Below are 24,481 nucleotides of genomic sequence, written 5' to 3'. Positions count from 1 at the left end.
GGGCGCAGCCTCGTATGGTGGCATCGCTCTGTTGCCGTCCTGAAGCCATCGGTAACCTGATCAGTGACGAAGCTTCTTCGTCCCAGTCCGCCGGTTCACGCGGGCAAGGCGAGGATACCTCCGGTGAAGCCGCTGTCACTGGATTCCTGAACGAACGGAAGAAAGCATGCAATCTATCCCGGCCCGTTCCGACCATTCGCATGCGAATAAAACTGCAGGGGCTGGTGGTGTCCCACTGACAGTGTCAATGCCGGTGGGCGTAGCCCGGGCTGGAGTCATTGTGCTCCACGAGGTCTGGGGCCTCTCCGCACCGGTCACCGCTCTCGTCGTCCGCCTAGCCGGCTGCGGCTATATCACCGCCGCGCCGCACCTCTACCACCGCATCGCAGACCCCGTCGTCACCAATGGGAAATTCACACAAGCCCGCCGTCACCACGACACCCTCACGAGGGAAGGGCTCACATTTGACATCGAGAGCGCCTTGTCCTGGGTCCGTGCCCAAGGAGCACAGAAAGTAGCGGTAATAGGATTCTCCATGGGAGGCACCCTCGCATTGTGGGCGGCAGCAACACTGCACATCGATGCCGCAGTCACCTTCTACGGTGCCGGCCTGGATTCGCCACGCTGGCCTGGCATCCTCAGCGGAATCGATGCCGTACGCGTGCTTAAGGCACCCTGGTTAGGAATATATGCCGGCAAAGACGCCAGCACCCCGGCCCGTGACCTCCAACAGGTGCGCGAAATCCTCACCCACAACACCACGCAATCCGCGGTGGTTGTTTACCCCAAAGTCCGTCACGGCTTCGCCCTGGACCCGGACCTTCCACGCCACGCCGCAGACGAGACGACAGACGCATTCGAGCGAACATCCCTCTTCCTAAAAACCCATCTACGCTAAACCAGCCAGCCAGTCCCGTAAACGGTGTCGCTCGTCGGTCACCCGGCGCATCACACCTAGCGCCATACGCGATGCACGTGGCCCAATGAGGACGGAATGGCCCATCATCGATACAGCAACAAACCGGGAGCGCATCAAGAGCCGCACCGCGTTCCAACTCCACGTCAAGGAGAAGCCCGATGCAAATGGCCGCGTCGTGCTGCGCTGCCCCGCACTGGCCGCCAGCCCGACCGTGACCTGCCCCTTATGAGAACTGCTCAAGACCGTGACGGACAAGATCCGCCCCGCGGTCGACGTAGAAGATCTGCCCGACTTCGCGGACAAGATCTGCAGCCAGCATTCCGTGTCCTTTGACATTACCAACAACCGGCGCAACGCGGAGGCGTTCGAATACGGCACGAAGGAATGGGATGAATTCCACGACCATGCTCGCAACTCCATCGAGTCCCTGAACGACCAGATCAAAAGCAACGGGCCTGAGGACATCGAGTCCGCCAGGCGCCGCCGAGTGCGCGGATTCGGCGCCGCGCAAATTATCGTCGCCATCCTGCTGACGAACTTCAACCTCCGCAAAATCGCCGCTTTCATCAGCGACAAAATTAGGGACAACGCAAAAAACACGTTCACGGAGAACCCGTCGTCCGCCCGATTCGCCGCCGCGACCGCGAATGGCACAACCCCTACACCGACACCTACCCGGCCGGCGTGATGCGGCCCGACAAGGTCAAACACCTCGCATCGGACGAAACCGGCGGACCACCGCTACGGACCTAACAGTCCCGCTCAGGACCAGATACCGCTCAGATGGCAAAAACACTTAGCATTCGAGACAATCCGGCGCGCGCGCAAACGCTTAAAAAGCTGCAGGACAGCCGATGGCACGACGACAACTCAAGCATCGCGACCGAAATCGGACGCGAGAACCCCTTCAACCAGAAATCGCTCCTGAGAGGCCTCAGGAGCGATTTCTTTTTGTTTCGACCGGACCATTTCGTGAAGAGTTTCGCGAACGGCCCTTTGGTGGGCCGTTTACGAAAGGCAGTGGGGCACGGGTCTCGCAAGATCGCAGAAGGCGTTTTCCTCCACGATTTCTGGATTTTCCTCCACTTAACGAAACCTCTCTATGCCGCCGTGGCGAGATGGGGCATATCGACGTGAAGGAGCTCGGTCGTATCCCCGACGGCGGCGGTTGGCGGGCCCAGCCCGGTCAACCCGCACCAACCACACAGCCGGGCAGGTTCGGGTCAGTTATGACTACGTGCACGCTGTCATCGACGACCACACCCGCCTCGCCTACGCCGAAGTGCACGCCGACGAAACGGGCGTCACGGCTGTCGCCGTTCTCCTCCGCGCTAGCTGTACTGCCCAAGGAGGTTAGTTCAGCGTCTGATGGGCGGCGATCGCGAGAGATGCTTCACCGTCCGCTGCTCTCTTCAGAGCGGTGAAAAGCCGTCTCGGTTGGTCGTCACCGAATGTTTCGGAACCTCGTGGGAGTTTGCAAGGTCTAGATCAGTCGGCATCAGAGCAAAATTATGGAAGTCGAAGATCACCGTTGGCGGTCTTCGGCTCCCGCTCGTGCGGGTTCAACCTTTCAGCGCCGTTTCGATCCAGTCGGCTGGAATGATGTCGGAGAATGCGGGAGCATCGTCCACCAACCCCGTTTGGAGGTGGAAGTCGACGGACTTCTCGAAACCGGATTCGGTGGGTTGTGAGCTGGCTGAGACGTGCGCCTGAATGATCGGGATCAGGGCTTCCAGGGTGGCGGGGTCCATGGCCTCTTCGTATAGGGCAAGGAGTCTTTCCACCTCGGCTGAATCGCTCACACTGAGTTGCTCGGCCCGATCGATGGCTCGGAGAAATGCTGCCACGGTGGGACCCTTCTCGTCCAAGACGTCCTGCGCTTCTACGCCTCGGAATCAGCCCGTCGAAACGCACTGCCAGCATGGATCCACGAATACGATCACCACAAAGCCCCACACCGCCATCGGAAAATACCCGCCCATCAACCGCTTAACTAACGTCTCTGGGCGGTAGTACATCTAGGTCGATGGCCAAGAACGATCCAGATCCATGCGTCGTGCATCTGCAAGTGGATTTCCATGGTCACGTCCTACCAGGTTGTGCAATTCATCGGCAGCGCGCCGGTGATCTTCTCGCAGTGACCGCTCCTGGTAAGAACTGCCTGCCGAAGTGCCCGCTATTTGTTTGCAGACTCCAGCGCGGCCGCCATCGCGTCAATGCTCGCGGACGAGAGGGCGAAGTCGATTGCCATGACGCTGGCTCCGATAATGCCGGCGTCGGCACCGGCTCGAGATTGTGCCACGATGAGATGTTCCGTGGCCAGCGGCATCGTGCGCGAATAGACAACTTCGCGAACGCCGGCAAGAAGATGGTCGCCGGCGAAGGCGAGGGAACCCCCGATCGAGATGATGGAGGGATTCAGGACGCTGACGCAGGTGGTGAGGACTTCGCCGATATCGCGGCCCGCCTGTCGAACTGCCTGAATGGCGGCCAATTCGCCAGCCTTTGTGGCGGCCACCACGTCGCTGAGAACAGCGATGGACTTGCCGTTGTATTCGACTCCGGCGAGGGCTAGTCGCTGAGCCAACGCTGGTCCAGCGGCCATAGCCTCCAAACAACCGCTGTTGCCGCAGCGACAGGGCACGTTCTGACCGCGGGCGATTTGCACGTGCCCGATATCTCCTGCGATACCTTCGGCTCCCCGTTGGAGTACGCCGCTGCTGATAATTCCGGAGCCGATCCCCGTGGACGCCTTCAGAAAGATGATGTTCTCCATGTCGGGCCAGGCGAACTTCTGCTCTCCGAGCGCCATGATATTCACGTCGTTATCGACAAGGACGGTCGCTGTGAGATGGTGGTTGACGAAGCCAGGTACATCGAAGTCATCCCACCCTGGCATGATCGGTGGGTTCGAAGGGCGCCCGGTAGAGTGCTCGACGGGGCCGGGGAGACCGATTCCGATGGCGATCAGATCCGCTTCTTTGAGGCGGAGAGATGCGAGTTCTGAGCGAATTGTCCTAACCATCCAGCCGAGGCATGTTTCAGGACCATCCGCAATGATGATTTTTGACGATGTTCGGCCGAGGATCTCGCCTGCCAGATCTGTCAGAGCCAGGCTCGCTTGCGTTGCCCCAAAGTCCACGGCCGCAATCACACGGGCTTTGGGGTTGAGGGCTACTTGGGCTGAGGGTCGACCACCGGTAGAAACGGCATCATTGACAGGTGCAATGAGGCCCAGATCAAGCAAAGTGTCGATGCGGAGCTGGATAGTCGATCGAGCCAAGCCCGTCATTGTCACCAATTCGGCCTTTGTTCGTGGCTGCCCATCTCGTAGGAGCTGAAAAAGGGCTGCGGCACTGAAGCCGTTGAATTTGATTTGAATCTCAGCCATCCCCGAATTTTACTGGCGCCGGACGCAACGATCTGCCCCTGATCTGGTTGTTATCGACAGTAGTTGATAACAGGTAGGTAACGTAATGTTGATTTTCGACAGAAGACCATTGTTCACTGTCATTATCGATCCACACACAGAATCACCATGAGATCAATGCCACAGGGCAGTAAAGCTTTACTTATGAAAGGCACATCGATGAAGATTGGCTACTCGACCATTACATGGGGCGGGGTCGTCGGGCATCCCTCCGGCGTCACGGCTGTGAAAGACCTCTTTTATCGTGCGAACGGCGATACCCTCGAAGCGATCTCGGACATCTCATCCGCTGGTTATCAGGGGACAGAGGTGTTCGACGGAGATCTCGCCGAATATGCCGATCGGCCAGACGTGCTGATTGATGCTTTCAAGAAGGCCAAGCTTGAGCTCGTTGCCGTCTACACCGGCGCCAACTTCATTTATGACGACATCCTCGAAGATGAGCTTCACAAAATCTCCCAGTCGGCCAAGCTCGCCTCGGAGTTCGGCGCCACCAGGCTGGTTGTGGGCGGTGGCGCCAAGCGCGCTCGAGGCGAGCAGCCAGACGATATGGCCAAGCTGGGTCGTGCCCTTGACCAGGTTGTGGAGATCGCCGCCTCCTTTGGTCTGGACTGCACCTACCATCCTCACCTCGGAACCATCGTTGAGGGGCCGGACGCCCTCGAACGGCTGATGGGTCTGTCCACAATCAAGTTCTGTCCCGATACCGCCCACCTGACTGCTGGTGGCGGAAATCCGGTTGAACTGATCGAAAAATACGCCGAGCGTTTGGCCCACGTACACCTCAAGGACTACAAATACGCCACCGGTGATTTTCTTCCCCTTGGACAGGGAGACATCGATATTCCTGGCGTGATTGCAGCAGTTCGATCAGCTGGCTACGACAGCTGGCTCATGGTCGAACTGGATTCATACGATGGCGACCCCACCGACGCCGCCGTCATCAGTAAGCGGTACCTCGATGACGTTCTTGCCCACTAGCAACACGCTTCGAGACTAATCCCCCCTCTCCCACAAAAAGAAAGCTATTTCAATGAAGAAATCAATTGCAGCGCTTGCCCTCGGCACAGCGTTGATGCTTGGTCTTGGAGCATGCTCAACAGCAGCCACCGGAACCGCGAGCAGTGAAAACGCTGATGTGTCGGCGCAGGTAGACGCGGCACTGTCCGAATTGTCAGGACAGGTGTTGAGTGTTGGTCCGAACGGCGAAAAACCCGCGGGTTTCGATGCAACGACGCTGACCGATGACGAAGTTGCCAAGGTCAAGACCGGAAACTTCAAGGTCGCGATTGTTATGCACTACGCCGGAAACGACTGGTCCACTGCACAGGTGGAAGGGCTCGAGTCAGAATTCACTCGCCTGGGCATGGAAGTCGTTGCAGTGACAGACGCCAACTTCAAACCCGAGCAGCAGGTCTCTGACCTGGAGACCGTACTCGCGTTGAAACCCGACCTGATCGTGTCTATTCCCACCGACCCGGTGGCAACCGCTTCCGCGTACGCACAGGCTCGCGACGCCGGCGTGAAGCTCGTCTTCATGGACAACGTTCCTGCTGGTTTTGTCGGCGGCAAGGATTACGTTTCGGTTGTCTCCGCCGACAATAAAGGCAACGGTGTCGTATCAGCTCACCTTTTGGCCAAAGCTCTCGGCGGCCAAGGCGAGATCGGTCTCGTCTTCCACGACGCGGAGTTCTTCGTGACAGCACAGCGCTACGAGGGTTTCAAAGAAACGATTGCCTTGTACCCCGGCATCACCATTGTTGAAGAGAAGGGTATCGGCGGCCCCGACTTCGCTGGCGACGCGCAGGCAGCCACCACCGCCTTGCTGACCAAGTACCCGAACCTCGCCGGAATCTGGGGAGTTTGGGACGTTCCTGCCGAAGGCATCATGGCCGCTGCCCGTGAGTCCGGTCGCCCGGACCTGAAGATTGCAACCGAAGACCTCGGAACCAACGTTGCTATTGCTCTGGCCAAGGACGAGCTCATCGTAGGCCTGGGCGCTCAGCGCCCCTATGACCAGGGTGTAGCGGAGGCTCGTCTTGGCGCAGCGGCACTCATCGGCAAGGCAGACATTCCGAACTTCGTTGCCCTCGGCGCCCTCCCGGTGACGCACGAGAACGTCCTCGAATCGTGGAAGACGGTTTACCAGGTCGAAGCACCTGATTCGATCTCGAGCGCTTACACGAAATAAAACGCACTTCCAACCGTGGGACCGGCAGCAGACATTTCATCTTTTGCTGCCGGCCCCACGGACTTCACGCTTTGCCAGAAACAGCTAGGTTGCAGCCTTTCCAAAGCTTTCGCCTAAAACGACAAGGAATTCACAATGAAGAGAATCAATGTTGGCCTCATCGGCGGCGGATTCATGGGCAAGGCCCACTCGCTGGCTTATTCGGCTGTCCCCATGTTTTACTGGCCCACCGACATCATGCCGGTCAAACACAGCATCGCGGAGGCCACGGATGACCTGGCTTCAGACGCTGCGGCGCGCTTCGGTTTTCAGAAGTCCACAAGTGACTGGCGCTCCATCATCGATGACCCGGAGATTGACCTCGTTGACATCGCAACCCCTAATAATCTTCACGCGGAGATCGCCATCGCCGCTCTCGAAGCCGGTAAGCACGTCATCTGCGAGAAGCCACTGGCCCGCACAGTGGAAGAATCAGAGAGAATGTACGAAGCCTCGCGCGGAAGCGATCGCGTCCACATGGTGGCCTTCAACTACCGCCGAACCCCCGCTGTCGCTCTGGCGAAACGATATATTGACGAAGGCGCCATTGGGCGCATCCTGAACCTTCGTGCGACGTACTTACAGGACTGGTCGGCCGACCCAAACTCTCCCCTGTCGTGGCGTTTCAAGAAGTCAATTGCCGGTTCAGGCGCTGTGGGCGACATCCTGACCCACGTGCTTGACATGGCTCGTTACCTCGCAGGTGAGATCACCGAAGTGAGCAGTCTGACGGCCAACATCATCACGGAACGCCCCTTGCAGCAGGCTGGTGCCGACTCGCTCGGGAATTCCAAAACCGATGGCGGACCAATGGGATCCGTTGATGTAGAAGACGAGGTCTTGTCGCTTGTGAAGTTCGCCAGCGGAGCCATCGGTTCCGTAGAAGCAACGCGTAATGCCTGGGGTCGCAACAACTTCATCACCCTCGAAATCCATGGTTCGGAGGGGTCCATCGTCTTCAACTACGAGAACAGGGACGAACTTCAGGTCTGTTTCAAGAGCGATGAAAACGATCGTCGCGGATTCCGCACGGTATACACCGGCCCCAACCACCCCAATGGCGCCAATCTGTGGCCCATCCCTGCGTTGGGTATCGGTTATGGCGAAACGAAGATCATCGAAGCCCATGACCTCTTCACCGCTATTGCAGGTGGTGACCCTGTTCGCCCCGACTTCGGCGATGGCTACCAGGTTGCTTTGGTCGATCACGCCATTCTCAGCTCGGCAGCGTCCGGGCAGTGGGTTAAGGTTCCTCAGCTCAACCGCGAGACCGGAAGGGTCGAATAAACCAGATGTCCACGACTCCTGTGCTCGCAGTTGAGATGTCCGGCATCACCAAGGCCTTCACCGGAGTTCCTGTTCTTCGCGAGGTCGATTTTGAACTGGTCACTGGTGAAGTGCACGCTCTCGCTGGTGAAAATGGTGCGGGCAAGTCGACTCTCATGAAGATACTGCAGGGCGTGTATCAGCGTGACAGCGGCGAGGTGAGGGTTGCGGGTGAGACAGTCTCCTTGACCGACACCTTCGCTGCGCGGGCTGCAGGCATCGGTATGGTTTTTCAGGAGTTCAGCCTCATCCCCACCCTCACCGTCTGGGAGAACGTCTTCCTGACGGCTGAACCCATGGGCAAATTCGGTCTCATCAATGATTCACTCGCCCGTGAGAAAGCGCATGCCATTTTCGTGGACATGGGTGTCAGCGTCGACGTCACGAGCCTGCTCGAGAATCTGCCCACGGCGCTCTGGCAGCTCACCGAAATCGCCAAAGCTTTGGCCCAGAACGCCCGTGTGCTCATCATGGATGAGCCCACGGCATCGCTGGCCAAGCACGAGACGAATGCGCTCTTCGAACTCATCGAGCGACTCCAGGCCCGTGGAATCTCCATCATTTACATTTCACACCGCATGGATGAGGTTTACCGGGTTGCCGATCGCATCACCGTGCTTCGTGACGGCAAGAAAGCTCTGACCGCAAAACTCTCCGATGTCTCTCCGGCGCAGATTGTCGCGGCCATTGTTGGACGAGAAATGTCCGGAATCATGGCCTACGAAGACCGCAGCGTGAAGATCAGCACGGATGCCGTGATGACCGTGACCGGTTTGGCTTCCGGCAAACGTCTGTCAAATGTCACTTTCGACTTGCACCGCGGAGAAATTCTCGGTCTGGCAGGTCTCATGGGCAGCGGTCGCACGGAACTCGTGAACACGTTGTTCGGAATCGATCGGGCCTCCGCTGGAACCATCACGATCAACGGACAGACCGTATCCATTCGCAATCCAGGGCACGCGATCTCCCTCGGGCTCGCACTCATCCCCGAAGATCGCCGAGCTCAGGGTCTGGTGCTTGAGCACTCCGTGCAGGAAAACATCACCCTTCCTCTTCTCGACGAACTCAAGAGTGGTCCGCTCCTGCGTTCCTCCAAGATAGCCATACGAGCACAAGAGATCATTGGCAAGTTTTCCATCAAGGTCGCCGACCAAACAATGGATGTCTCGAGGCTCTCAGGTGGAAACCAGCAGAAGGTCGTGATCGGAAAATGGCTCGGCACTGATCCAGACATCCTCATGATGGATGAGCCCACGGCTGGCGTAGACATCGGTACCAAGAAGGAGATCTTGGCTATGGTTCGCCAGATTGCCGACGACGGCAAGGCCGTCATCATCATTTCGTCCGAACTTCCGGAACTGCTATCGGTGAGCGACCGCATCCTCGTTCTCCGAGATGGCGAAGTGGTTCGCGATCTTTCGCGGGCCGAGATCCCATCTGAAGAATTCCTTCAACTCGCTGTGCAAGGAGCATAAATGTCTACGCTGACTACGCAAATGACCCGCAGTTTTCGAATTGTTCAGCGCTTTGACTGGCGTCAGAACATTATTTACGTCGGTTTTGTAGTGGTGTTTATCCTCTTCGCCATACTCCTGGGCGACAGCGGTTTCACGAGTGCCAACAACCTCCTGAACATTGCGCGCCAGACGGCCACCATTTCGATCATGGCCGTGGCCATGACATTCGTGATCGCCACCGCCGAAATCGACCTCAGTATCGGGTCTGTCGCGGGTCTGTCCTCCGTGGTTTCTGCCCTGGCCGTGTCTTCCTATGGACTGGTACCGGGCATTCTCGCCGGCCTCCTGGTCGGACTCGTTGTCGGTGCTGTCAACGGCGGACTCGTGGCATGGCTCAAGGTCCCGTCTTTTCTCGTGACCTTGGGAATGCTCGGTCTCATTGTGGGCGTGGCTCGCTGGATCACGGCTTCTGCACCGGTGCCGATCGCCGATGCCACGTTCATCCAGATCTTCGGTGGCGGTAATGTCGGCGCGATTCCGTCCCTTCTGATTTGGGCCGTGGTCGTTGTGGCCATTGGCGCGGTCGTCATGAACAAGACGAAATTCGGCCGCCAAGTTCGGGCTACGGGTGGGAATACTCAGGCAGCCATGTTTACTGGAGTCAACACCGCCCGGATCAAATTCTACGTTTTACTCCTCTCCGGGCTCGTGGCCGCCATCGCAGGCATGCTCTACGCGGGTCGACTTCAGTCTGGACGCTTCCAGTGGGGAACCGGTGATGAACTCTCAGTCATCGCTGCTGTGATTCTTGGGGGAACGTCCCTCTTCGGCGGCCGCGGTGCAATCATTGGATCACTCTTCGGTGCGCTTTTCATCGGCCTGGTCAACAACGGTTTGATCCTCGCCGGCCTTGAAGTGAGTCAGCAGCAGGTCGTTCGTGGCGCCATCATCATTGTCGCCGTCGCCCTGTCGAGCAAAAAGGCCTCAAGCTGATGCAGCCCCGACTCCGAGCCGGTATCCTCGGCGGTGGTTTCATGGCAGAAGTACATGCCCGGGCAATCCGGGCAGCCGGCTCCGAGGTTGTACTGATCGCGAGCTCTTCGCCCGACAGCTCCGCTCGCGCTGCGGCTCGGTTGGGTATCCACGGTATCGCTCCAAACGCCCGCGCCTTGATCGAGTCCGATGCGGTGGATGTCATTCATGTCTGCACACCGAATGCGTTTCATTCTGAGCAGGCAGGGCTGGCTCTTCTAGCCGGAAAACCTGTCGTGTGCGAGAAACCGTTGGCGACGCGGGTGTCAGACGCGGAAGACCTGGTGAGCCGCGCCAGGATCTCTGGAACACCGACTGCCGTTCCGTTCATCTACCGTTATTACCCTGCGGTTCGTGAAATTCGGTCGCGCATCTCACACGGTTCGGCCGGAGAGATGCACCTGCTCCACGGCTCGTATCTCCAGGATTGGCTCGCACTGCCCACAACCACAAACTGGCGGGTCGATGAGAAGGTCGGCGGCTCATCGCGTGCCTTTGCTGACATCGGCGTTCATTGGTGCGACCTGATGGAGTTCGTGACAGGGCACCGCATCACCAGACTCGTCTCAGCGCTCTCGCGATCACATCCTGAACGCGGGTCGACCGAAGATGCCGCATCCATCTTGTTTGAGACAGATCGCGGCGCATCCGGCACGCTCATCGCCAGTCAGATTACCCATGGGCGCAAGAACCGGCTCCACTTTTCCTTTGATGGGGAACTGGAATCATACCGATGGAACCAGGAGCACCCGGGAAAGTTCACGGCTTCGAACCAGAGTAGTGAAAGCACAATCTACTCTGGCTCCGCAGAGCTGTCCGCCCTGTCGTCCCAGCGTCTTGCACATCTTCCTGCCGGGCATCCGAAGGGATATCAAGATGCTTTCAACGCTTTTACAGCGGATGCCTATGCTTCATTTCAGGACCAGAATGTCGATGGCCTTCCCACGTTTGTCGACGGTTTACGGGCTGCGATCATCACAGATGCAGTGTTGACTTCCGCACAGTCCGGCCGATGGGTCGACGTCGTGGGTCCTACTGACGGAACTACTGCTGTGACGAACAACAGCCTCAGCGTCCTCGACGCAGCCCTAACTCAGTAGATTCATACTGACCACGAAGGAGGAACACATGTCTCGACCCGTCACCCTTTTCACCGGTCAGTGGGCCGACCTGCCGCTTGAGCAGGTCGCGAAGTATGCAGCCGAGTGGGGCTACGACGGCCTGGAAATCGCCTGTTCAGGCGAACACCTCGACGTATGGCGTGCCGCAGAAGATGATGCCTACCTTCAGGAACGCCGCGATATTCTCAAGCGCCACAACCTCAAACTCTTTGCAATTTCGAACCATCTCAAGGGCCAGGCCGTCTGCGATGATCCCATCGATTTTCGCCATCATGCCATCGTTGGTTCGCGAGTATGGGGAGACGGTGAAGCCGAGGGCGTTCGCCAGCGCGCCGCCCAGGAGCTCAAACTCACCGGCATCGCCGCTCGCAGGCTTGGCGTCGACACCGTGGTGGGTTTTACGGGCTCAAAAATATGGCCGTACGTTGCCATGTTCCCGCCGGTACCGGAGCATGTCATCGAGGCGGGTTATGAAGATTTCGCGGACCGATGGAATCCGATTATGGATGTCTTTGATGACAATGGTGTGCGGTTTGCCCTTGAAGTTCACCCAAGCGAAATTGCCTACGACTGGTATACGACGGAGAAGACGCTCGAAGCCATCGGACACCGTCCGGCGTTTGGCCTGAACTGGGACCCTTCACATTTGATGTGGCAGGACATCGACCCTGCGGCGTTCATACATAACTTTGCCGATCGGATTTATCACGTGGATTGCAAGGACACCACTTTGCTGCCGAAGGACGGCCGTCGCGGGCGGCTTTCATCGCATTTACCGTGGGGCGACCCGAAACGCTCATGGGACTTCGTCTCGGCGGGTCACGGCAGCGTGGATTGGGAAGCCAGTTTCCGCGCCCTGAACACGATCGGCTATACCGGTCCCATCTCCATCGAATGGGAGGACTCCGGTATGGACCGACTTCGCGGTGCCCCGGAAGCGCTCGCTTTCATTCGGGCACTACTCTGGACGCCAGCGTCGACTTCGTTTGACGCGGTGTTCAGCAACCAGGACTGATGGGGCAGTCCCGCACAAAGTCGCTGAGAGCTATGACATCAATCACATGCCGGGTTGAACCGTTCCCGGTTTCCTGCCAACGCGTTGCTGGCGTGAACAGCTGTCCACTGACTTGTTGATCTGAGGACTCAGCCCTGGCTCATTGGGTCCCCGATAAGACCGGTTACGTCAGCCCGGCCGAAACCCACCAGTCCGGCCGAGCGGCACTCCCCCACTCATTCAGAGTGCGGCAACCGATGCGTCCTCCACGAACCAGACGTGTCGGATCTTTGCATCGTCGCTTCTCGGTGTAAGGCTAGCGTTGCGAACTTTGAATGTCGTGGGCACGCTCACTGAATTACCGAAGATCAGTGCGTGCTGTTTTGGCAGAGACGGCAGGCGGCTGAGCACCGCTTCGGATATGAAAGGAGTCATTCGTCGGACGTGCTGGAGGTCTTCCGGGTTCTGGATCCGGTGCACCACGAAGTTAGAGCACTGCGAAAGTACCGTTTTGGAGATTCCTATTTCAGCCGTCGACTGTCACCAACCTGGCGGCTCAATTCACCGAGCGCGCCGCCAGTGCCTTGGTGAGGGAGCTTGTGGAGGTTGTGGAGCTGTTGATGCGCCAGTCGGTCTCCTTGAGGAAGTGGAACCAGACGAAACCGGTGACGTCGGGTTGCTTCGCCAGGTAGGCCACCAAGGCGGTGTTCCACTTCGACTTCGACCCGCCGGCCTCGGCGGACGAGGTTTCGGCGATAATGATCTGCTTCCCGGGCGCCAGTGCGCGCAGTTGGGCGAGCCCAGTGTCGAAGAGGGCCGCTGGTGCCTGCCAGGTGCTCCAGGCCGCCGACGTACCCCAGTTGTACCCGTCCAGCGCAACGACGTCGACGTACGCGGCGTCGGGGTAAAGTCCGACCAGCGGGGTCGAACCGGTGAACGGGATGTTCGGGCTCCAGACCCAGGACACGTTGGTGGCTCCGGCTGCGGCGACGACGTCGTGCACGTGGCGCCAGGCCGCAGCGTAGTCGCCCGGGGCGTTGCCGTTAACGCTATCCGCCCAGGGATACCAGTTGCCGTTCATCTCATGGCCGTAGCGCAGCATCACCGGCTGCCCCCAGGCGGCCAAGGCCTGGCCCCACTGGGTGAGGTAGGTGTCGTAGGTGCCGTCAGTGACGCGAGTAGAAGAGTAGGCCGGCTGGCTTAGCCCGCCGCCCCAAACCCAGGGTTCCCAGGTGATTAGGCTCGTGGCTCCGCGCGCCCGCACGGAGTCGAGTTCGGCGATCGACAAGGCCTGGTTGAAGTCTTTGTACGACATCACGATCGAGGGGCTCTCGTTTACGAGAGTGGCGACCGCGTCCAGTTCGGAATTCGCCAGGGCGCCGCCCGGGGTGGCCACCCCGAAACGTAGACGGGACGCGCTGATTGGGGCGCTCGTTGTAATGGCCTGCTGGGTGAGGGTGGTGGTGGCTGCCGGGTCCACCGCGGTGGAGACGGGGGCGAAGCTGACGGTGAAGGACGCGCTGGCCGTCACGGTGCCTACTGTTGCCGTCACCGGCAGGATGCTGGTTGTGGTGTTGGGAACCGTCAGATCGGCGCTGAAGGTTCCGTTCGCCCAGGTTTGAACCGCAAGACGGGTAGTTCCCATGGTCACCGTGCCCGCGGTGTTTCGCGGAAATCCGCGTCCGCTGGCGGTGAGTGTGGAGCCGGCCGGGCCGGTGTTCGGGCTCAATGAGAGAGTGGTGGCACTCGACGCGGCTGACGCGCTGGGGGCGGCAGCCATGCCGGTGGATCCGGCCAGGATGGTAAGTAACACGACCGAAACCGCGACCGCGGATCGGATGTGACGGTGTGCGCGCATGGAAGCTCCCGGGTGGGGAGATTCACTCGGATACCACGGCACAATGCCGCAGTGAAAATCTCTTGTGTCGTCAGAGTAGGGCATCAAGGGGGCCCGCGGAATCCGCGGGGTCTGCTGGCCGCAAATAAAAAAACGTCGGTCCGCATGTACTTCAGGCCAGCACGTTGGGGTACCCAGGAGGTGGTGGCGTGCGAGGAGAGTCGCGCCGTGCCTGCTGGCGGATCCGGCTCGCCCGGGAACACCTCACTCCTGCGAGACACCAAGGAGCAGAGCCTGGTCACCTGCAACAAATCGCCCCTTTCACCCGAGTGCACCTCCACGCGGGCGAGAGCGAGGCCGTTCAACTCGCCCTCGAACCGCGGAGCTGTACCCACTGGGATGAGAACGCCGCGGCGTTGCGCATTGTCGGCGGTACTTACACCGTCACAGTCGGCATCATCGGGGCCGGCGGCTGGACCAAGGAGGCCACATTCCCGCTGAGAAGACTGAATCAGCCCGACTTGTCCCCGTCTTGAGCCGGAGCCAGGAAAGCGCCGACCAGCTCGCTGAAGAATTAAAAGTTGCGAATGCTTTCGGCGGCTACAACGACCTCATTGCTCACCCGAATATCGACTCGTCGTCGTCCCCACTCCGGGTCCGCAACGCAGAGTGCTAAATTACTTAGTAGGTCATCGCTAGTTCGGATGCGTTCAACGACGTTTAGCGTCGCGATTGAGCGGCCGCGGAGATTTCGGATTGACGTTGTCCACCTCCCCCTTGATGGGGGCGGTATCGACACCCCTACCGAATTACAGATCGGACCCGCATGTTCAGCAACCTAACCGGATGGCATTCCCTGATCATCCTTGCAATCGTCGTGCTTCTCTTCGGCTCGTCCAAACTTCCCGCCCTTGCTCGCAGCCTTGGGCAGTCGACAAAGATTTTGAAGAGCGAAATGCAGAGTACGACCCCCGCCGAATCAGGCCTCGATGCCCCGGTGGCCGCTACACCCGAGTCACCGGAGCCTGCCCCCCGTCTCTGAGACGGTGCCAAAGGGCATACAAGGAACGCCCGCGATATTGTCGCGGACGTTCCTTTTTTCGTAGCTGGTCCGGGGTCAGCCGGAGGTGACCTTCCCGCCCTCGCTGCCCTGCGTGTCCTGGTTGAGCTGGGCGTCGGTACAGACCCGTCGGACCTTTACAACCTGCACGGTCAACGTCAACCAGATGGCGGCGACGATAGTGAAGATCGCTATGACCGTGACCTTTCCCATCGTGACAAAGGGTTTGGGTTCGGCCGGATGGTATGCCGACTGGCCCACCGTGACATTCACGGTTACCGAGTCTGTGATCGGTTGCTCGCCCATAGACGGTGTGTAGTGGGCGAAGAATTCCTGCGGCCCGGCCTCTGACGGCCGGTAGAGGTGGTCAGAGTCTCCGCCCAGGGTCAGGACGGCGACGCCCGTGGTATCGGTGGCGATTGTGCCCAGGGGAAGGAGCCGTTCCCCCAGTGCGCTCGTCGTCGTGAGGAATTCGACATCCCCCTGGGACATGGGTCGACCGTCCGGATCGGTGAGGGTCGCGGTGAGCCGCACTAGGCCGGTCGCTTCCACCCCGGTCAGGGCTATGGATGCCGTGTCTGACGTCGTGTCCGCCTGAGCGGGAGCCGCAGCCCCGACTGCCGCCCCACCCATCAGCCCCACGAGCAGGACGACGATACCCACGGATCGGGCCATCCGCCCGTTACCATCGACCTTTTGCCCGGATTCTGCTTTCCGGACAGTCCCATTCGCGGCGTCGATCTCCTCGATCTCGTCGATGGACAACAGGGGCACCACCCGGAAGAGCAGCATGAGCAGCAGCGGAACGGCGGCCGCTGCGGCGAGGGTCATGGCCACTCCGACCCATGTGATTCGAAAGTCGCCGAAGGTTCCGGTCATGTTGTCGAATGTGGCCGGAGCAACGACCATGAGCATCCGTTTCAGCCACATTGCCGGAACGACGAGGGCCGCCGCTGTGACGATGCCCCACACATTCCTGGTCCAGGGCAACGCCATGATCACGATCGGCAGTACGCCCCCGACGATAACGAATAGCCAAAACCAGACGGCCAGGCGGCCGAGCAGGAGCTCGTGAAACACTGCGAGGGTGTCTGGTTCACCGATGTACGCGCCAGGCAGGAGATCCGCAAAGGTCATATAGAGGTAGGTCGCGGAGAAAGTGACCAGCAGCATCCCGAGACGGACGAAGTGTCTTGGGGTGATAAACGCCTCCAGGTGGTAGCCACGACGGAATGACGCGACGACAAGAATGACCAGCGCTACGCCCGAGTAGAGTGCTGCGACGACGAAGTACGGCGCCCAGATGCTTTCATTCCACCAGGGGCGGTTGGTTAGTGTGAAGGCCCATGACAGCACGGAATGCACCGACACCGCCAAGGGAATGATCATGATCGACACCAGTCCAAGTGACCGGTTCAGCACCTTCCGTTGTACAGGGTTACCCACCCAGCCGCGAGATAGGACTCTGTACAAGCCGGCTCTGAACCGGCCGAGCCGGTGCGGGCCCTCACCATGCAGGATGGCCATGTCCGGCACGAGTGGCAACAGGAAGAACACCAGGGATGCGGCGGTATAGGTCATCACGGCGATAAAGTCCCAGAACACTGGGGCCGCGAAGTTTGGTTGGGTCAACAGCTCCCAGACTCGCTCCGGGCGTCCCAGGTGCGGGATGATGAGTGCCGTGCCCACAAGCACAGTCACTACTGCGGTGCCCTCGGCAAGCCGGGTGAGCGGTGCACGCCAGTCGGCGCCGGTGAGGCGCAGGATCGCGGAAACCACCGCTCCGCCGTAACTGACCCCAATGAATGTGATCACGTCGGCGATGTAGATGCCCCAGAACGCCTGATCGTTGTAGCCGGCGACACCCATCCCAAACACAAGCTGTACGATCCAGGCGACGACACCGGCCAGGACCACAATGCCGAGGGCGGTGATCGCGTACCAGTAGCGGCGGCTGGGGGTCCCGAATGGGCGAAGCGCTGCGGCCCGGACCGGGTTGCTCACGAGAGGTCCTGTCCGTGGCCGCGAATGTAGTAAACCCGCGGGTTGGTCCCGAGTTCCTCCTTGAATCGCACGGCGTCGTTCTCTTTGAGAAATTCGGAGAGTACCTTGACGTCTCCGAGGCCATTCACGGCGACGTCGGTGATCAGGTCGCCGACATACATGACACCCATTGGGCAGCCGGTCACGCACGCGGGTAGTTCACCGTACGGCAGTCGGTCTGCGCATAGAACGCACTTGCCGACTGTTCCCTTCTGTTGGGGCACCGGCATTTGCGGCGTCGGAGGGAATGGCATCATTGTGACTGGTTTTGGTTCGTTCCAGTTGAAGTAGCGCGCCTCGTAGGGGCAGGCCGCCATGCAGGCCCGGGAGCCGACGCAGGTGTTCGGGTCGACGAGGACGAGCCCTTCGTCAGTGCGGAAGGTGGCGCTCACCGGGCAGACCGACAGGCACGGCGGGTTCTCACACATCATGCACGGCCGTGGCATCGGATAGGTGCCCCCTGTGCTGTCCTCCATCGAATACACCTTTATCCAGGTCTGCTCCTCCGGTAGCTTGTGCCGCTGTTGACAGGCGATTGTGCACGCTTTGCAGCCGTCGCAGCTTCGGAGGTCGATGACCATGCACCACGCGTGCTCCGGTCCTTTCCCCTTCTTTCCATTCGTTCCTCCCTGCCCGGTTGTCGCCTCCGCGTCGTCGTTGAGGAACCCGAGGGCTATGGCACTTCCGCCGGCTGCCGCGATCCCGAGGGTGGCGAGGAGGTTGCGACGGCTGAGAGTGTGCGACTTGCCTTCCGTGCCGACGCCGGTTTTTCTCACCCGGTTGTCGCCTGCCTCGACTGGCTCGTCTGCTTTATTAGACATTCGAATGTCCTGCCAAACTGCTTGGTGTTCGTGAGTGGAACGGGTGAACGCTGCGTTCAGCGCTCGGAGACACGCCGTGGGATGCGTCGTGGGATAGTCGGGGCGAACGTCACCAGTGCGGCGGCGGCCGCGATCAGCGCGAGAGCCGATCCGGGAATGCCCCACATTGTGAAGTTCATAACCACGGTCGGGCCCACGACCAATGGGGTGAAAGAGTCGATGGTCATCGGTGCGGAACCATCCAGGTTGTGTCCCATCTGCCAGAGGCGGAACTGCACATCGGCCAGCGCCCCGACAGGTATAAGCCACAATCCGGTGCAGGCGAGACGTCGCCACCAGGCTCTGTCCGCCGCTGTCGCAATGATTACTCCCAGCACAGCGAGCAGGATCACAAACGGCCACAGCGTCATCTCGGGCATCCCTGTAGCGTCGAAGCGCGGCATCCCGATGTAATGCGAGAGCACCGTGATCTCACTCAGGTCGCCACTGACGCTGTTGCCGTACGCTTTGATGTCGAGGCCGGCTGGGTATTGGGGGGCGAGGAACCTCATTTGCCAGATCGGCAATGTGGCAGCGACGAGTACCAAAGCGATCCCGGCGGCACCGGCAACGATCCGCGCGATTCCGATTCGCGTCACCGAACCTCGCCGGAAAAAGCGGGCGAACCCTTCGGTTCCTGCCGTCATGAGACCGTCAGCGTTCCTTCCATTCCGCCTGACCGATGCCCGGGTATCGAGCAGTACACCGCGTATGTGCCCGGTGCGAGGGTGACGTCTGCCTCGACGGTTTCACCGGCATCAGCCATGAGATGCACATGCAACTCATCGATCAAGAGGTCATGCCCTGTCGTTCCCTTGTTCGTGAAGCGGATCGTCGTTTCGCCCGCGACCGCAGTGAGGGCGGCCGGCGTAAAGGAGAACTCCTTGCCGACCACGGCAAGCACCGCGGTGGACGAGCTGGACGAGGACGTCGCCGACCGGTCAGGCTGAGCCCCGCCGGTGCTGCATGCCGTCGCCAGCAGGACCACGGTCAAGAACAACGATGCAAGGCCCGCGCGTCGCGAGGATGCCGGCCTCATCAGGCACCCGCCGGTGCTACAAGCAGCCACCCGTACATTTCCATGTGCATGGCAGAGCAGAACTGAGCGCAGTAGAAGGCGAACGATCCCACCCGGTCGGCGGTGAACTCCACGCTCACGGTCTCCCCCGGGTCGAGCGTGGCCTGAAGGTTGTGATTGGGCACTGCGAATGTGTGTGTGGCGTTTTCCGCTGTCTCGATGTTGGTCAGGTGGATGCGCAGCTTCTCACCGACAGTGACCGGGATCTGCTCAGGAGTGAAGTGGCTGCGCATGACAGTCGCGTAGACATCGACGAAGCCGTCCGCGCGCACGATTCGTTCCTGCCCGGAGGCGGTCGCGAACTCCGATTTAGCCATGGTCTCCGGGTCGGTACCCGGAGGGTAGACCGTGAGCGGGCTGAGCCGGTCGACGCTGATAATCTGCGCATAGTGCGGCTCGGATCCGCCGAGGGGCAAACTGCTCAGCACGCGTGGCGGCGTGTGATCAATGTCGAAAAGCTCCAAGTTCACCGGATGCTGCGGACCAAGTTTCTGCACCTGATCGAGCGACCACTTGTTGAGGGCGACCATGTACGTCCCGACCGGCGCTACAGTGTCTCCGCCGGGGATCGCGAGGTGGCCAATGTTGTAGTGCACGGGGATCTTCTCAAGAACGGTAAACGGCTTTTCAGTCACACCGGCATCGGGACCCAGGGTCCACTTGATGATCGCACTGTCGATGAAGAGGCTCGTGTACGCGTTGCCTTTGCCGTCGTACTGCGTATGGAGCGGCCCGGCACCGAGTTCGACATGCGCCGCAGTGACGGCCGTGATCGGGATGATCGGAACGCCGTAGCGGTCCGTGCCCTCGAAGTTCTTGTCCTCGATGGCCTTCTTGATCATCGTGATCGAGTACACCGTCACGGCCGGGTCGAGCTTGCCCGCGATCACGATGTAGTTTCCGTCGGGAGAGACCTCAACTCCATGCGGATTCTTCGGCTCAGGAATGAAGTGCAGGATACCCTCACTGATGGCCACTTGCAACGGGATCACGCGGATGCCGTTCCGCATAATGATCTTGCCTGCAGCGACGACCTTTTCGGCTTTCTTCCAGTCAATGACGTGGAGGTAGTCGTATTTGTTCTTGGCCGCCCCGATTTCAATCGGCGGGTTCTTGTGAGACATGCCGACCGAGAGCTCGGCGTTGAACGAATTCAGGAACCCGTAGCCCGCGCTGGCCAGCTTGCCCATGTCCGCGAGATCCTGACTATAGGGTGGGAGCTCGATCTGAAAGCTTTTTTCGGGCACCAGGTGGCCCGTCGTCTGGTCGATCGCACACCAGCTCGAGAAGCCTCGATAAAGGTCCGCGTAGCTTTCGAGCGGCGCATATCCGTTATCGGTAATCGGCCGGGGAGTGATGGACGACACATGGGCGTACTCGGAATCGGGCGTGACGAACACTCCGCCGTGAGCGCTGCCGATGTTGGGGATGTCGTAGATCTGCTTCGTCTTGTAGTCGGCGAGGTCAACCATACCGATCCGCCCGTTGGCACGGTCGTTGACGTACAGCCAGCGGCCGTCATACCGGCCTTCGGTTTCCGAGAGGGCGGGATGGTGGGTGTCGCCCCAGCTCAGCAGATTGCTCTTGGTCGGATCGGACCCCCGCGGGATGACGCCGTCAACGTCCGTACCAAAGCCATATCCAGAGAATGAATCGCGAGAGAACACGGGAATGATCTTTAGCAGCCGCATCGAAGGGATGCCGATGATCGAGATCTGACCGGAGTGCCCGCCGGACGCGAACATGAAGTACGGATCATACTTGCCGGGTGGCACCACCGACGTCAGAGCCGCACGGGCCTCGGCACCGGTCAGTCCCCGGCTTGAGGCCACAGCCGCGAGTTCCCCACCGGCTCCTAGATTGTTGCCAACGTTCGTGCCGGTGATGCCAACGGCCGCGCCAGCGACCACACCACCGCCAACCTTGAGAAAATCTCTTCGTTTCATGGCGGGGATCTTCATGGCATGTTCCTCCTACTTGTCGCAGGTTCACACGGCTTTTCGGCGCGCAAAACAGGCACTAATGGCAGGTCATGCTCGCCCAGCTGAGGATCCCGAACAGGAGGCGGGCCACTACGGGCAGTGGGTCGCGTCAAAATACGCTTGACGCACGTCGTCACGTTTGCCGCGGCGGCTCCCACGATGCGACCGGCGAGACTTGGCCGGGGGCATGGGGTGGACGCACTCCACTTGGAATGCGTTCTAGCCTACCAATTGGATGATGCTCATCGAAGCATACCGGGTCTCGCCCCCGGTTCCGGAACAAGGGCGGTAGTTCTCATACTGTCGCCGTCGGCACAACTGTGGATTTCGTGGGTGAACGGATCGACACCAGTCGGAGCCAGAGCGCCGATGCTTCTCAGCCTTTGTGAATCAGGTCTACGATTCTTTGGGCGTTGTCGTCTGGAGCGATGCTGATCTGCACATGATCATCCTCCAAGGCTTCCATCACCACGGCGGCAGCCTGTATCTCGCCGCCGATCTTGATAATCAGGCGCGCCGAATCTCCGGCTTGGACAGCCTTCACCGTGAGGGCGTTAAAGACGATCGCCCCGTCTTCGGTGAACGTCACGTCAACCGCGTTCTGCCCCTCACCTTCGGCGATGGTGGCATCCTTCACTCCAGCTCGCTCAAGTGCGGATGGGAGAACAACATTCTCGCCATTGACCTGAACGCATTGCGGGTCCGCCCCATCAGCGCACGTCTCCGATACTGCCAACTCGATCGCTCCCCCTGTAGCCGACGCTGTATCGCTGGCGCCAACACCAGCCGAACACCCACTGAGGGCCAACACGATAAGTACGACCAGAGAGAGCCTGGGGGTTCGAGAAGCCATGAATATTCTTCCTTAGACGCGGGAGATGAGTGCTGGTACAGCTGCCGCGTCCAACCATTGTTGCCCGCCGCGGATTGGCGATCTACAAATTGGTCATTTGCACCAGCAGCGTCTCGGCGGCACTGGAGATGCTGCCAATTGAGGAGAGAGGGACGATGCCAGCAACGCCCCAGAACCAGTGGACGCGCTTTCCATCTCGGGGCACAGGTTACCAGGCATGGACTGGCGAGCGTTCGGGGCGTTCACTTCGCGGGCATCACGGCCGGGCGCCGCTCCATGTGCCGCCAAGCTCCTCCGGTCAGTGGACTCAGCGTGACGAGCGTGTAGACGACCGCGACGATTCCGAAGGCGAGCGACAGTCCGATCGTGTCGGCGGCGAGGCCGCCGAGCAGGGCGCCGAACGGCACCCCCGCCCACGCACCGGCGTTGATCAAGCCGAACACCCGGCCGCGCATGTGTTCAGGAACGCGTTCAAGCTCCACCGCGCCGAGAATCGGATTAATCGCCCCAGCCGCCAGGCCCGAGAGCACGGTCATCGCGACGAGCACGGGCAGCGGCGCACCGATAGCGAAGGCAGCGCTCGACGGGCCGCCAGCCACGGCAAAGCAAACCGCCAGGGTCACGCGGCGGGGCACACGGTGAGCGACGAAGCCGAAGGCCACGTTGCCCACCAGAGCGCAACCGCCCATGACCGCCACCAGCAGACCCAGAGCGGCCGCGCCTCCCAGACGATCGTTCGCGTAGAGGGGCATCAGGGTCGAGCCGCGGGCGGCGTCGAGCAGGTTCGTGACCAGCACGAGGCCGACGACCAAACGCATCAGCGGGTCGTGGATGACGAAGCGAAAGCCTTCAGCCAGGTCGGCCCAATACGAGGTATGGGGAGTGTCAACGCTGTCGCCGCTCAGCCTGACGGTGGCAGGGACGGCTGCCACGAACGTCCAGGTCAGCAGCGCTGAGACCGCGAACGTTGCCGCGTTGACGAAGAGGGCTGCGATCGGCCCCAGGAGCGCGACGAGCAGGCCGGCGATCGAGGCGCCGATCAGCTTGGCGAAGCGCTCAGAGCCGTCGAGGAGCCCGACACTCTGCTCGATCCGCACGCCGGCCCGTACCGTCAGCCCGGGCAGCATGACGCGGCGGGCGGTCTGTCCCGGGGTGTCGAGCAATCCGCCCGCGAATACCAGGATGAGAAGGGCCCAGAATGGCAGCCCGACGGTCAGCGCCAGTACCGGCATGGCCAGCACGGTGGCACCGCTCACGAGGTCCGCAACGATCGCCGCTCGGCGGTGACCCACCCGGTCCACGACAACCCCGCCGAGCGCCCCGCCGACCACAACCGGGGCGGTAGCGAAGAATGCCGCGATTCCCACCTCGACGCCCGACCCGCCGAGGCCGAGGACGTAGAAGGGGATGGCGAACGCTGTGATCACGTTGCCCGTTTGCGAGATCGCGTGGGCAGCCAGCAGGGCCGAGAGGGCGCCGGTTGCGCGGCGGTCGCGAGGCAGCGCCTCGTTCATGTTCTTGCTCATCGGCGGTCTGACTCAGGGACGGCGATAGGCCTGGTAGACGAGCACCACAGGCTCGGCGCCGTCGGCCGTCGCCGGGTCGTGAGCAGCGCTCGCGTCGACCCACCGGGTGACCAGGGCTTCGAGCTCGGCCCGCATAGTGCCCAGCTCCTCGACCGTTAGACGCAGGCTGCGATCCCCGCTCGCGCCTGCCGCGACCCACTCACGAGGCAGGGCAGGTGTCGCGTCGATGTAGTCCGTAAACCGGGCGGCGTAGGCCTGAGCAATCGACTTCTGCAGAACAGAAGACGCCGCGAGCTTATCGGGGTCGTCGAGCAGATCGGCGGGCTCCCAACTGGTCAGTAGGGTCGTGGCCTTCCACCAACGTTCGCGGTGGTCGGTGCTCTGAGCCTCGGCGGGCTCGATCAGGGCGATGGAGGCAAGCTTGCCGAGATGGTAGCTGATGGTACCGGGAGCCTCATCGACGATGTCGCCGAGCTGGGCTGCGGTCAACGGGCCGCGTTCGCGAAGCAGGCCGAGCAGACGCAACCGGGTCGGATGCGCGAGGACCCGCATGGATGCAGCCGAGCTGAGCGTGGTGCGTGAAGCGTCGCGGGGGGACATACCGCTGACCCTATAAGAACAACAGTTATTGCGCAATGATTGTTGCGCGATAACTGGTACTCGAGCGCCCTCTCGCTCCTAAGCTGAGCCCATGGTCAACGAGGCGAAACATGAGGGCCGGGCTCTTCGGATC

General features: G+C 60.6%; 24 protein-coding genes and 1 pseudogene. 14 read left to right on the top strand and 11 right to left on the bottom strand.

From position 1 onward, the window contains the following. The 4 genes from CXY79_RS16445 to CXY79_RS07245 all read left to right on the top strand — a co-directional run. Positions 1-239: hypothetical protein (locus CXY79_RS16445; RefSeq protein ID WP_233191343.1), on the top strand; the 239-nt coding region annotated here is incomplete at its 5' end. Continuing rightward, positions 167-898 (top strand): dienelactone hydrolase family protein, encoded by a 732-nt coding sequence (locus CXY79_RS07255; protein WP_104100464.1) that lies wholly within the window; start codon positions 167-169, stop codon positions 896-898. The genes CXY79_RS16445 and CXY79_RS07255, both read left to right, overlap by 73 nt. A gap of 265 nt (positions 899-1,163) precedes the next feature. Then, positions 1,164-1,607: a hypothetical protein gene (locus CXY79_RS07250; protein ID WP_104100463.1), complete on the top strand. Its 444-nt coding sequence runs from the start codon at positions 1,164-1,166 to the stop codon at positions 1,605-1,607. A gap of 95 nt (positions 1,608-1,702) precedes the next feature. Continuing rightward, positions 1,703-2,056 (top strand): hypothetical protein, encoded by a 354-nt coding sequence (locus CXY79_RS07245; protein WP_104100462.1) that lies wholly within the window; start codon positions 1,703-1,705, stop codon positions 2,054-2,056. 425 nt (positions 2,057-2,481) lie between these two features. Here the strand turns inward: CXY79_RS07245 and CXY79_RS07240 are convergent, their stop codons facing one another. Next, on the bottom strand, positions 2,482-2,766 hold the full coding sequence (locus CXY79_RS07240; protein WP_146068110.1) for a hypothetical protein: 285 nt from the start codon (positions 2,764-2,766) through the stop codon (positions 2,482-2,484). 30 nt (positions 2,767-2,796) lie between these two features. On the opposite strand from CXY79_RS07240, the pseudogene CXY79_RS16435 reads away from it, so the two are divergent. After that, a pseudogene (locus tag CXY79_RS16435) lies at positions 2,797-2,932 on the top strand (IS481 family transposase); the annotation flags it as partial. A 163-nt stretch (positions 2,933-3,095) separates the two neighbouring features. Here CXY79_RS16435 and CXY79_RS07235 read toward each other — a convergent pair. Next, positions 3,096-4,310: an ROK family protein gene (locus CXY79_RS07235; protein WP_104100460.1), complete on the bottom strand. Its 1,215-nt coding sequence runs from the start codon at positions 4,308-4,310 to the stop codon at positions 3,096-3,098. Positions 4,311-4,508: 198 nt separating this feature from the next. On the opposite strand from CXY79_RS07235, the gene CXY79_RS07230 reads away from it, so the two are divergent. From CXY79_RS07230 to CXY79_RS07200, 7 genes are all read left to right on the top strand, one after another. Next, on the top strand, positions 4,509-5,330 hold the full coding sequence (locus CXY79_RS07230) for a sugar phosphate isomerase/epimerase (RefSeq protein ID WP_104100459.1): 822 nt from the start codon (positions 4,509-4,511) through the stop codon (positions 5,328-5,330). Positions 5,331-5,382: 52 nt separating this feature from the next. Then, positions 5,383-6,540: a substrate-binding domain-containing protein gene (locus CXY79_RS07225; protein WP_104100458.1), complete on the top strand. Its 1,158-nt coding sequence runs from the start codon at positions 5,383-5,385 to the stop codon at positions 6,538-6,540. 135 nt (positions 6,541-6,675) lie between these two features. After that, on the top strand, positions 6,676-7,866 hold the full coding sequence (locus CXY79_RS07220; RefSeq protein ID WP_104100457.1) for a Gfo/Idh/MocA family protein: 1,191 nt from the start codon (positions 6,676-6,678) through the stop codon (positions 7,864-7,866). A gap of 5 nt (positions 7,867-7,871) precedes the next feature. Continuing rightward, positions 7,872-9,380 carry a sugar ABC transporter ATP-binding protein gene (locus CXY79_RS07215; protein ID WP_199186739.1) on the top strand — a complete coding sequence of 503 codons (1,509 nt, stop codon included), beginning with the start codon at positions 7,872-7,874 and terminating at the stop codon, positions 9,378-9,380. Next, positions 9,381-10,355, top strand: a complete 975-nt coding sequence (locus CXY79_RS07210) for an ABC transporter permease (RefSeq protein WP_104100456.1) — start codon at positions 9,381-9,383, stop codon at positions 10,353-10,355. Continuing rightward, positions 10,355-11,494: a Gfo/Idh/MocA family protein gene (locus tag CXY79_RS07205; protein WP_104100455.1), complete on the top strand. Its 1,140-nt coding sequence runs from the start codon at positions 10,355-10,357 to the stop codon at positions 11,492-11,494. The genes CXY79_RS07210 and CXY79_RS07205 overlap by 1 nt, the downstream gene beginning before the upstream one ends. Before the next feature lie 28 nt (positions 11,495-11,522). After that, positions 11,523-12,530 (top strand): sugar phosphate isomerase/epimerase, encoded by a 1,008-nt coding sequence (locus CXY79_RS07200; RefSeq protein WP_104100454.1) that lies wholly within the window; start codon positions 11,523-11,525, stop codon positions 12,528-12,530. 535 nt (positions 12,531-13,065) lie between these two features. Here CXY79_RS07200 and CXY79_RS07190 read toward each other — a convergent pair. Next, on the bottom strand, positions 13,066-14,367 hold the full coding sequence (locus CXY79_RS07190) for a glycosyl hydrolase (protein WP_104100453.1): 1,302 nt from the start codon (positions 14,365-14,367) through the stop codon (positions 13,066-13,068). Positions 14,368-14,555: 188 nt separating this feature from the next. On the opposite strand from CXY79_RS07190, the gene CXY79_RS16900 reads away from it, so the two are divergent. Both CXY79_RS16900 and tatA read left to right on the top strand, forming a co-directional pair. Then, complete coding sequence (locus CXY79_RS16900) at positions 14,556-14,882, top strand: fibronectin type III-like domain-contianing protein (RefSeq protein ID WP_369827954.1); 327 nt, start codon at positions 14,556-14,558, stop codon at positions 14,880-14,882. A gap of 290 nt (positions 14,883-15,172) precedes the next feature. After that, positions 15,173-15,388 (top strand): twin-arginine translocase TatA/TatE family subunit, encoded by a 216-nt coding sequence (gene tatA, locus CXY79_RS07180; RefSeq protein ID WP_104100451.1) that lies wholly within the window; start codon positions 15,173-15,175, stop codon positions 15,386-15,388. A gap of 75 nt (positions 15,389-15,463) precedes the next feature. Here tatA and nrfD read toward each other — a convergent pair whose 3' ends face one another. From nrfD to CXY79_RS07140, 8 genes are all read right to left on the bottom strand, one after another. Next, on the bottom strand, positions 15,464-17,410 hold the full coding sequence (nrfD, locus tag CXY79_RS07175) for an NrfD/PsrC family molybdoenzyme membrane anchor subunit (RefSeq protein WP_104100450.1): 1,947 nt from the start codon (positions 17,408-17,410) through the stop codon (positions 15,464-15,466). Then, positions 17,407-18,270, bottom strand: coding sequence for a 4Fe-4S dicluster domain-containing protein (locus CXY79_RS07170; protein ID WP_104100449.1), 864 nt, complete (start codon positions 18,268-18,270; stop codon positions 17,407-17,409). Before CXY79_RS07170 ends, nrfD begins: the two co-directional genes overlap by 4 nt. 56 nt (positions 18,271-18,326) lie before the next feature. Further along, positions 18,327-18,908: a hypothetical protein gene (locus CXY79_RS07165; protein WP_134401343.1), complete on the bottom strand. Its 582-nt coding sequence runs from the start codon at positions 18,906-18,908 to the stop codon at positions 18,327-18,329. 44 nt (positions 18,909-18,952) lie between these two features. Next, positions 18,953-19,297, bottom strand: coding sequence for a cupredoxin domain-containing protein (locus CXY79_RS07160; protein ID WP_233191351.1), 345 nt, complete (start codon positions 19,295-19,297; stop codon positions 18,953-18,955). A gap of 50 nt (positions 19,298-19,347) precedes the next feature. Continuing rightward, complete coding sequence (nosZ, locus tag CXY79_RS07155) at positions 19,348-21,348, bottom strand: Sec-dependent nitrous-oxide reductase (RefSeq protein WP_104100446.1); 2,001 nt, start codon at positions 21,346-21,348, stop codon at positions 19,348-19,350. Between the two features lie 397 nt (positions 21,349-21,745). Continuing rightward, on the bottom strand, positions 21,746-22,006 hold the full coding sequence (locus tag CXY79_RS07150; protein WP_104100445.1) for a hypothetical protein: 261 nt from the start codon (positions 22,004-22,006) through the stop codon (positions 21,746-21,748). Positions 22,007-22,464: 458 nt separating this feature from the next. Further along, a complete protein-coding gene (locus CXY79_RS07145; RefSeq protein WP_104100444.1) occupies positions 22,465-23,748 on the bottom strand; it encodes an MFS transporter in 1,284 nt (427 codons plus the stop codon). Positions 23,749-23,760: 12 nt separating this feature from the next. Beyond that, positions 23,761-24,348 (bottom strand): helix-turn-helix domain-containing protein, encoded by a 588-nt coding sequence (locus tag CXY79_RS07140; RefSeq protein ID WP_104100443.1) that lies wholly within the window; start codon positions 24,346-24,348, stop codon positions 23,761-23,763. Between the last annotated feature and the right edge of the window lie 133 nt (positions 24,349-24,481).

The sequence above is a fragment of the Cryobacterium sp. M96 genome, assembly GCF_002929845.1.
Classification (GTDB): domain Bacteria; phylum Actinomycetota; class Actinomycetes; order Actinomycetales; family Microbacteriaceae; genus Cryobacterium; species Cryobacterium sandaracinum.
This window is presented reverse-complemented; position numbering and strand designations above follow the sequence as displayed.

Bases quoted from the DNA above. Each gene is read 5' to 3' on its own strand.
- CXY79_RS07255 (WP_104100464.1), top strand. From the start codon at position 167: ATGCAATCTATCCCGGCCCGTTCCGACCATTCGCATGCGAATAAAACT.
- CXY79_RS07245 (WP_104100462.1), top strand. From the start codon at position 1,703: ATGGCAAAAACACTTAGCATTCGAGACAATCCGGCGCGCGCGCAAACG.
- CXY79_RS07235 (WP_104100460.1), bottom strand. From the start codon at position 4,310: ATGGCTGAGATTCAAATCAAATTCAACGGCTTCAGTGCCGCAGCCCTT.
- CXY79_RS07230 (WP_104100459.1), top strand. From the start codon at position 4,509: ATGAAGATTGGCTACTCGACCATTACATGGGGCGGGGTCGTCGGGCAT.
- CXY79_RS07225 (WP_104100458.1), top strand. From the start codon at position 5,383: ATGAAGAAATCAATTGCAGCGCTTGCCCTCGGCACAGCGTTGATGCTT.
- CXY79_RS07220 (WP_104100457.1), top strand. From the start codon at position 6,676: ATGAAGAGAATCAATGTTGGCCTCATCGGCGGCGGATTCATGGGCAAG.
- CXY79_RS07215 (WP_199186739.1), top strand. From the start codon at position 7,872: ATGTCCACGACTCCTGTGCTCGCAGTTGAGATGTCCGGCATCACCAAG.
- CXY79_RS07210 (WP_104100456.1), top strand. From the start codon at position 9,381: ATGTCTACGCTGACTACGCAAATGACCCGCAGTTTTCGAATTGTTCAG.
- CXY79_RS07205 (WP_104100455.1), top strand. From the start codon at position 10,355: ATGCAGCCCCGACTCCGAGCCGGTATCCTCGGCGGTGGTTTCATGGCA.
- CXY79_RS07200 (WP_104100454.1), top strand. From the start codon at position 11,523: ATGTCTCGACCCGTCACCCTTTTCACCGGTCAGTGGGCCGACCTGCCG.
- CXY79_RS07190 (WP_104100453.1), bottom strand. From the start codon at position 14,367: ATGCGCGCACACCGTCACATCCGATCCGCGGTCGCGGTTTCGGTCGTG.
- tatA (WP_104100451.1), top strand. From the start codon at position 15,173: ATGTTCAGCAACCTAACCGGATGGCATTCCCTGATCATCCTTGCAATC.
- CXY79_RS07170 (WP_104100449.1), bottom strand. From the start codon at position 18,270: ATGTCTAATAAAGCAGACGAGCCAGTCGAGGCAGGCGACAACCGGGTG.
- nosZ (WP_104100446.1), bottom strand. From the start codon at position 21,348: ATGAAGATCCCCGCCATGAAACGAAGAGATTTTCTCAAGGTTGGCGGT.
- CXY79_RS07145 (WP_104100444.1), bottom strand. From the start codon at position 23,748: ATGAGCAAGAACATGAACGAGGCGCTGCCTCGCGACCGCCGCGCAACC.
- CXY79_RS07140 (WP_104100443.1), bottom strand. From the start codon at position 24,348: ATGTCCCCCCGCGACGCTTCACGCACCACGCTCAGCTCGGCTGCATCC.